Source organism: Nanoarchaeota archaeon (assembly GCA_018897155.1).
Classification (GTDB): domain Archaea; phylum EX4484-52; class EX4484-52; order EX4484-52; family LFW-46; genus LFW-46.
The window spans coordinates 21,440-29,663 of record JAHILE010000058.1 but is presented as its reverse complement, the minus strand read 5'-3'; the positions used below and the strand labels follow the sequence as shown (position 1 = coordinate 29,663).

At 39.5% G+C, this 8,224-nt stretch carries 8 protein-coding genes; 3 read left to right on the top strand and 5 right to left on the bottom strand.

Translation table 11 applies throughout. The annotated features are described in order from the left end of the window. Positions 1-109: 109 nt before the first annotated feature. From KKB09_07705 to KKB09_07695, 3 genes are all read left to right on the top strand, one after another. A complete protein-coding gene (locus KKB09_07705) occupies positions 110-1,129 on the top strand; it encodes a class I SAM-dependent methyltransferase (GenBank protein ID MBU4301072.1) in 1,020 nt (339 codons plus the stop codon). 88 nt (positions 1,130-1,217) lie between these two features. Further along, on the top strand, positions 1,218-2,861 hold the full coding sequence (locus KKB09_07700) for a thiamine pyrophosphate-binding protein (protein MBU4301071.1): 1,644 nt from the start codon (positions 1,218-1,220) through the stop codon (positions 2,859-2,861). A gap of 27 nt (positions 2,862-2,888) precedes the next feature. Beyond that, positions 2,889-3,353: a YhcH/YjgK/YiaL family protein gene (locus KKB09_07695; protein MBU4301070.1), complete on the top strand. Its 465-nt coding sequence runs from the start codon at positions 2,889-2,891 to the stop codon at positions 3,351-3,353. A 9-nt stretch (positions 3,354-3,362) separates the two neighbouring features. Here the strand turns inward: KKB09_07695 and KKB09_07690 are convergent, their stop codons facing one another. The 5 genes from KKB09_07690 to KKB09_07670 form a co-directional block, all read right to left on the bottom strand. Further along, positions 3,363-4,127, bottom strand: coding sequence for an HAD family phosphatase (locus KKB09_07690; protein MBU4301069.1), 765 nt, complete (start codon positions 4,125-4,127; stop codon positions 3,363-3,365). Positions 4,128-4,194: 67 nt separating this feature from the next. After that, positions 4,195-4,857: a ribulose-phosphate 3-epimerase gene (locus tag KKB09_07685; protein MBU4301068.1), complete on the bottom strand. Its 663-nt coding sequence runs from the start codon at positions 4,855-4,857 to the stop codon at positions 4,195-4,197. A gap of 30 nt (positions 4,858-4,887) precedes the next feature. After that, entirely contained in the window at positions 4,888-5,907 is a 1,020-nt protein-coding gene (locus tag KKB09_07680) for a GDP-mannose 4,6-dehydratase (GenBank protein ID MBU4301067.1), read from the bottom strand. Further along, positions 5,864-6,649 (bottom strand): glucose-1-phosphate cytidylyltransferase, encoded by a 786-nt coding sequence (gene rfbF / locus KKB09_07675; protein MBU4301066.1) that lies wholly within the window; start codon positions 6,647-6,649, stop codon positions 5,864-5,866. Before rfbF ends, KKB09_07680 begins: the two co-directional genes overlap by 44 nt. A gap of 46 nt (positions 6,650-6,695) precedes the next feature. Beyond that, positions 6,696-8,213 carry an oligosaccharide flippase family protein gene (locus KKB09_07670; protein MBU4301065.1) on the bottom strand — a complete coding sequence of 506 codons (1,518 nt, stop codon included), beginning with the start codon at positions 8,211-8,213 and terminating at the stop codon, positions 6,696-6,698. Between the last annotated feature and the right edge of the window lie 11 nt (positions 8,214-8,224).

Sequence of the window (8,224 nt, the reverse complement as noted above, 5' to 3'; positions counted from 1 at the left end):
TATCGTAAATGGCTACTTAAGTTAGAATTGTCCAGAAGTTAAGAAGTTGTAACTACTTTACAGAGATTATAATTTAAAGATTTATAAATGTCATTTTTCAACATTGAGTATGGCATTGAAAGATGGCGCATTTACGGGATCCGCTAAAAACGGAAATCCCTATGGTATGAAACTTAATGGTGTGGATTATGATATTAATAACCTGTCCGTAAAGATTGTAGACAATAGCAAACATCCTTCAATCATAACGTACAATTATGAATCAAATGCATCGCGGTTGGTAGAGTATTTGTCACTAAATTCAGATGATCCTAAAAAAGTAATTGAGATTGGGCCAGGAACCGGAATTACCACGTTGGAACTACTTAAGAAGTACCCTAATGTCAATGTGATGGGTATTGAAAGTTCAGAAGGCATGTTAGATGTTGCAAAATATAAATTTAATCTTTATGATGGCGATTTAAGCGTATTCAAGTCTGTAGACAACGAAGAATTACAAGACTATTGGAATAAATTTAGAGAAGAGAGTGAAAAATATAAAGGGCGGGCAACATTTATACTCGATGATATTCAAACAACAGATAAAATTGATGAAAACAGCACGGATGCCGCTGTTGCAAATCAGGTTATGCATTGGACGGATCTTTCTAAAACATTCTCCCGATTAAGGAGATTTCTAAAAGACGATTCTCCGGTAATTTGGAATACTGCGTCACATTTTTTTGAAGACTCGGCATATCCTTCACTTGAATACGGTTTTAGGTATAGCCACTTTGTCAGGGATGTTCTTGGCGAAGTCGGAAAAAAAGTTGAAGTGGATGATTATAAAACGTTATCTCGGCCAAAACATGATATTAATTCAATTCAAAAGATAAGTAAAGAGCAAGGATTTGATACTCGGCAAGTTGATACTTACTTACTGCCGATGAATTTCCAGAATATTATTGGACATCAAATATATGCATTTGTGAAAGCTCTAACAAAAGAAAATGTCGGAGAAGAGAACCTTGACAGGATTATAAAAAAAGCAATACAAAAAACCATCATTAGCCCTGACGCATTAAGTGATACAAAACATAGCTATGAGATTATTCCTATTTTTGAATCGACATTAAAAGATACTGATTAATAATAAATATCTCTGTTAATACATATCTTCATACGTAATATTTAGTATAATGAATTAGTAAACTGATAAAATATACGAAGGCGATAAAATGAAGCTCAGCGATTATGTTCTAAAATACATGGAAACTGTTGTAGACAGCGTATTTCTTGTTTCAGGCGGCGGAGTAATGCACATTGTTGACAGCATCGGCAAATCAAACCTGACGTCGATATGCACGCATCACGAACAAGGCGCCGCTCTTGCTGCAGAAGGATACGCGCGAATGAAAAACGACATCGGCTTCTGTGTTGTTACAACAGGCCCCGGCGGGACAAACGCAGTAACAGGTGTTGCTGCCTGCTGGATTGATAACATACCTATAATAGTCATTTCCGGCCAGGTCAGGAAAGAATTGATGATACCCAAAGATAACAAATACGGTTTACGGCAGCTTGGGCCCCAGGAAATAAATATCATTGATATTGTAAAGCCAATCACCAAATACGCGATAACAGTAGAAGATCCAAACAGCATAAAATACCATCTTCAAAAAGCAATATATCTGGCTAAATCAGGAAAGCCCGGGCCGGTCTGGCTCGATATTCCTTTGGACGTCCAGTCTGCCGAGATTGATGAGAAAAATCTCGAGACATTCGAAATACCAAAAGAAAAAGAGTGCGTTATTCCGATAGCTCAAATTGTAACAGAGCTTAAAAAAGCCGAGAGGCCGCTGCTTTTAATCGGCAACGGAATACGGCTTGCTAAAGCAGAAATTCTTCTTGCAAAATTTATTGAAACGACAAAAATCAATGTCATTTCTGCAATGAGCGGGGATGATTTGGTGACTTATGATTATCCGCATTACCTCGGGCCCCAGGGAATCACGGGGCGAAAAAGCGCGAATTATGCAATTGACAATTGCGATGTGCTTTTGATTGTCGGCACCAGCATGCAGCTAAGGCAGACATCGTTTGATTACAAGGAATTCGCAAAAGGCAAATTCATAATTATGGCGGATATCGACCCTGCGCAATTGAATAAAAAGACAATTACGCCGGATATCAGCGTTTGCTGCGATGCAAAGATTTTCCTTGAAAAGATGCTTGAAGAAAAAATAATCCTGAAACGATGGGATTTATTGGCGGAAGAGATTGCCTACAAGACAAAACCCGGATATGTTGACGTGTATCAATTTATGGAAGAGTTAAATGGAAAAACAGGTTTTCCGATTGTTACCGCCAACGGCATGGCTGCTGAAGTGCCTCATCAGGCATTTAAGTTAAGAAAGGGACAGAGGCTAATCACAAATACCGGACTTGGCGAGATGGGCAAAGGCCTGCCAATGTCAATCGGCGCATGCATTGCAAATAACAAAAAACCGGTGATTTGCACGGAAGGCGACGGCTCGATCATGATGAATATTCAGGAATTGCAGACTATGATATACCACAAGCTTCCGCTCAAGATATTCATTTTCAATAACGGCGGCTATTATTCGATAAGGAATACGCACAACAAATTCTTTGGAAAAGTTTTTGCAGCCGATGAATCTTCAGGGTTGTCTCTTCCGATTTGGAAAGATCTGATGGCTGGATGGGGCGTTAAATACGAATCGATTTCTTCAGAAAAAGATCTTCATAAGCTAAAGAATATATTGGAAAGCGAGGATGCAGTTGTGTGCGAGCTCGTGATAGATCCGCACCAGGAAATGATAGAAAAATGGACTGCGAATAAGTATAAAGAGAAAAGTTAATTGATTGATTCTACTGCAGGTTGAATTATGATCCTCGGACAACTAAAAAATTTCTATGAATCGAATTCTTTGCAAAAAGAGCTTGTTGAAGCCATAAATTATATTAAAAGAACAGATTTCAGTAAAATGGCAAAAGGCAGATACCCTATAAAAGGAGATGACATATACCTCGTGTTAGATGAGTACGAGACTCTGCCCAAGAGCGAGAAAAAGGCAGAGGTTCACAAAAAATATATTGACGTACAGTATATGATATCCGGAACAGAACTAATGGGCGCCGGTTTTATTGACGGGAAAAATGAAATTTCTGAAGAATATGATGAAGAAAAAGACAGGGCGCTTTATAATAAGGTTCAGAATGAATCCGAGATTATATTCTCCGAAGGTATGTTTGCAATATTTTTTCCGACAGACATTCACCGGCCGGGGTGTCAATTCAATGCAAAAGAGAATGTAAGAAAGGCAATTATAAAAGTACGCGTAACTTTGTGATGGGGTTATTCATACATATATTTTCATTTCTTCAAACGTATCGACCGCGTACGTTGCACCCGCATCAATCAATTTCTGTTTTGGCACGGTTGTGGAGATTGCAATCACTCTTATATTTGCAGTAACTGCACTTTTAATTCCGGGTACGGAATCTTCTATCACAAGGCAATTCTGCGGTTCTGCATTGAGTTTTTTTAAGCATACGAGATACAGGTCTGGCAGTGGCTTTCCTCTTCCAGCGCCTATGTCGTCTTTTGTTATAATTGCATTGAAATATTTTTTTATGCCAAATTTTGACAGTATTTTATTTGTTTCTGCTTTTGTAGAGCCAGTAGCAACAGCAATCTGATACTGGTTGTCTTTAGCATATTTAACAAAGTCAATTGCGCCTTTTATGGGTTTGAGAGCAGTTTCCAAAAGAGCGGCATATTTTTCTCTTTTTACTTTTCCAACAATAGGTATCATGCAATCGGGAATCTTTTCTTTATTCAAGTCATTTAGTATCTGCTCATTGCAATTCCCGAATAATTCGTTTATCTGGTTATTTTCTGTATCCCGAAAACATCGTATTACGGTTTTTTTTACGTCATTAATCGCCCTTTTCAGGTACTCCCGTATAGCAGCTTCCTCTCCCAAGCCCAGGCGCCACTCGCCATCCGCTATACAGGTATTGAACAATTCCTTGTATGCTTGCCGGTATGCCTCAAATTTAAGGGGCTCTGTGTCTGCAATGACTCCGTCCATGTCAAATATTAGCGTATTTGTGATTTTCATATGCAATCTGAAACCTCATCCAATTTTAGAAACCCCTTTATCTTGGCAAGCGGCACGTTTTTATTCATTAATGGCACGTGTATTTACCATCGTTTACAAGACCGCTTAACACTCGATTTAATATATCTATTGCTTCTTTAATGTTATCTGATTTCAAGATATATGATCCCGATACGAACATATTTGCTCCTGCATCGCGCACTAATTTAATTGTCTCCGGCGTAATGCCGCCGTCAACCTCAATATCGAGGTCTGGCCGCATTTTTCTTGCTTCGATTATTTTACCGAGAGTTTCAGGCAGGAATTTACTGCCGTAGAATCCGGGATTAACCGTCATTATCAGCAATTGATCGATATCATCTAGATAGTCTTTTATTTCACGAATCGGCGTTTCAGGCGTAAGCACAAACCCGATTTTTTTGCCTTTGCCTTTTACAAAATTTATTATCTCTTTTGGGTTTTTACATGATTCAAAATGAACCAGGATAGTATCGACTTTGTTCCAGTTTTTCTTAATCCATTCAAAGGGATTATTGATCATTAAATGAGCTTCAAAACGGAGACCGCTGCCGGACACATCAAAATCGAAATCAAGAGAACGATTTGGTACAAGTGTTTCATCCATGATGTCAAGCTGGACTAATTCTGAAAAATCTTTGACTTTGCTTAAATGTCCGTTTAATTCGTTTTGAGTTTTTGCGATTATTGCCGGAATAATTATATTTTTCATGGATTCCACACAGTTATTAAAAAATATTGCTTATGCTTTGAAAAAGTCCCTATACCATTCAATCGTTTCCTTGAGCCCCAATTCCATTGTGTATTTCGGCTTCCACGCGAGTATTTCCCGCGCTTTCTTCGCTGACAAATACTGGTGAAGTATCTCGTTTTTCGCTTCGTTCAGGATGATGGGCTCGAGTTTTGATTCCATCGACTTGAGAATCTTTTCAACAATATCCTTGACAGTGTGGCGGTCTTCATTGCTGAAATTAAATGATTCCCCAGATATTTTTAATTCCCTCATTTTTTCTGCCAAAAGAATATACGCGTCAACGCCGTCTTTTACATAAATATAATCGCGGATCAATGTTCCATTGCTTCTTATAATCGGGCGCTCGTTGTTCAGAACAGATCTTATTGTTCCGGGCACCAGCCTGTTGAAATTCAGGTCGCCGCCTCCGTAAAAATTGCCGCACCTTGTAACGCACACGGGAACGCCGTATGTCTTGTAATATGAGTATGCGATTAAGTCTGCGCAGCTTTTTGAGACATCGTACGGATGGGTTCCCTGAAGCGGCGTATTTTCATCATAGGGCAGTATTTTCTGGTCGCCGTAAGCCTTATCGCTTGAGGCAATAACAACGCTTTTTACAAGGGGGATTCTTCGGCACGCCTCAAGAACATTCCATGTGCCCTTTATGTTTGTCTCGAAAGTGGATATGGGGCTTCTGTTTGCAGTGCCGACAATTGTCTGGGCTGCAAGATGAAAAACAGTGTCTATTTCGTATTCGTTTAATGCGCGTTCAACCAGTTCAAGGTCTTCAACATCGCCATGAACAACGTTAATGCTGTTCATCGAATCCTTTATGTTGGATTTCGGCACGATATCACGTATAAGACCTACAATATTCGCGCCTTTGCCTACCAGGTCTTTAGTGAGCCACGAGCCTAACAGGCCGGTGCATCCTGTAATGAGGACGTTTCTGTCTTTCCAAAATGTGTTGTTTTTAATAAAATCACCATTTGAGCCAGCGGGCGTTTCCTGTTTCCCACAAGCCATTCAATACCTGCTTGTCGTTTAGAGTATCCATACATTTCCAGAATCCTGTGTGTTTGTACGTCTTAAGCTGTTTGTCATTAATTATCTTTTTTATGGGGTCGTTTTCCCAGATAACTTGATCTCCGTCTTCGATGTAGCCGAATATTTTAGGTTCGAGAACGAAAAACCCACCGCTTATCCAGGCGCCATCGCCTTTCGGTTTTTCGCGAAATGACAAAATACTATCATTCTCGTCAATTGTCAGGGCGCCGAATTTTCCTTCAGGCTGGACTGCCGCGACTGTTGCCATCTTTCCGTGAGCTTTATGAAATTCAAAGAGTTTTTTTATGTCAATATCTGAAACACCATCGCCATAGGTAAGCATGAATGTTTTATCGCCTACATAGTTCCGTATTTTTTTAAGGCGCGCCCCAGTCATGGAGTACAACCCCGTATCAACAAGAGTAACTTTCCACGGTTCGCAGTTGTTGTTATGGATTTCAGTGGTGTTTTTTGCAACATCTATAGTAATGTCGCTTTGGTGCATGAAGTAGTTTGTAAAGTATTCTTTGATGAGGTGCCCCTTGTATCCAAGGCATATTATGAAATCATTAAATCCGTATGCGGAATATCTTTTCATGATATGCCAAAGAATTGGTTTGCCCCCTATTTCAACCATTGGTTTTGGCCGCGTATCTGTTTCTTCGCTTAGCCGTGTGCCAAGGCCGCCTGCAAATATTACAACTTTGGTGTTTTGATTCATTTTAATCACATATGACATTCATTTCAAATATTTAAATTACTTTGATTTAATCCCACATGACCGGAGAGGTCATATTTCGTATTCTTCCTTTCAAACTATTGATAATTTCAACAACTTCGCTTTTTTCAATTATTCTGAATTTGAATATTAAATATAAATAGAACGCAAAGAAGAGCAAAACGCCAAGTATGGCCGGAATTATCGGAATTGTGGCGTATATTGCATGAAGCCCGAAATACATGCCGCTTAAGGAGCCGCCTCCAAGCAAGCACACATAGAACAATGATTTGTCGTACGGGATGATGTTTATTGATTTATACGCCGAAAAGCACACTAAAATGCCGCTCAACGCCATTGCAATAGCGGCGGATACTGCCGCTCCGTTAATTCCATAGAGGGGTATTAAAAAATAGTTTAATGCCACATTTACTGCTGTTGAGATAATTGCTATAGCCATTAAGCTTTTTGTATTCTTTGTCATGTTAAGTATTGCATTGCTCGTTGTTACTGCAGAAGCGATAAAATACCCTATGGCGAGTAGTGATAGGGATAATGCCCCCTCAGAATATACGCTTCCAAAGAAAAATCCAAGTATTTCTTCTGAAAAAAACATCATAATCAGGACTATCGGAAGGTTTGCAACCACGGTTATTTTTGTGACGCGCAAGTATACTCGTTTTATGTCGTTTATGCGGTTCTTTGCATAGGCTCCGGTTATTACCGGCAGAAAAAGCGAGGATAGTGCTGCCGGTATAAAAAGCAGTAATGCTGCGGTTGGAACTGCGGTGCTATATATTCCAACTTCCGAAGCAGTCCTGAAATAGCCGATCATTAAAATATCCACCCACGAAAGCATTTGCACAACAACGCCTCCCATCAGAAGCGGAAGAGAATAATTCAGTAGCTCTTTTTCAAGCCCTTCTGCAGAAATTTTTGTTCCAAGAAACGGAAAGTTTTTTTCAAGAAAGTAGAGCGACACTATTGCAGAGAAAACAAATGCTAGTACGTATGCTGCTGCAGCACCCAGAATTCCATAGCCTAGATAAATCAAAACTATTGTTGCAATCAGGCGAATTGTGCTTTCGGTTATATTTCTTGAGATTACCACCCCCTCTATTTTTTTAAGGCCTATCAAAGCAGAAAGCGACATGATATATACCATATAAGGCACAATGCCGAAGGAAATTATCTTAAGCAATGGGGAAAGGCCTGGTTTTTCGAATAGATTAATTGAAATGAAGTCAGAGTAAGTATATAGTGCTATTGACACCAAAACCGAAACAGGGATGGAAAGTTTTAGTGACGAAAAGAGAACGCCCTTCATTTTTGAAGTATCATTTTTTTCCTTAAAATATGCCATGTATCGCATAACAGCGGATTCAAGGCCGAGAAATGAAAACGTGTATGTGAGGCCAAGTATGGAAATTGCCAGCGAAAGAAGGCCATAGTTTTCCGGACCTGTTTTTGCTACAATGATTCTCCAAGCATAAGCCACTAGTTTTGCAAAAACCAGGCCAGCAAAAACATATGCTGCGCCCCTTCCAATAGTTCTTAAATCACCCATATGTATCAAGA

Coding starts and splice junctions, on each gene's coding strand:
- KKB09_07670 (MBU4301065.1), bottom strand. CDS start 8,213: ATGGGTGATTTAAGAACTATTGGAAGGGGCGCAGCATATGTTTTTGCT.
- KKB09_07700 (MBU4301071.1), top strand. CDS start 1,218: ATGAAGCTCAGCGATTATGTTCTAAAATACATGGAAACTGTTGTAGAC.
- KKB09_07695 (MBU4301070.1), top strand. CDS start 2,889: ATGATCCTCGGACAACTAAAAAATTTCTATGAATCGAATTCTTTGCAA.
- rfbF (MBU4301066.1), bottom strand. CDS start 6,649: ATGAATCAAAACACCAAAGTTGTAATATTTGCAGGCGGCCTTGGCACA.
- KKB09_07680 (MBU4301067.1), bottom strand. CDS start 5,907: ATGGCTTGTGGGAAACAGGAAACGCCCGCTGGCTCAAATGGTGATTTT.
- KKB09_07705 (MBU4301072.1), top strand. CDS start 110: ATGGCATTGAAAGATGGCGCATTTACGGGATCCGCTAAAAACGGAAAT.
- KKB09_07690 (MBU4301069.1), bottom strand. CDS start 4,127: ATGAAAATCACAAATACGCTAATATTTGACATGGACGGAGTCATTGCA.
- KKB09_07685 (MBU4301068.1), bottom strand. CDS start 4,857: ATGAAAAATATAATTATTCCGGCAATAATCGCAAAAACTCAAAACGAA.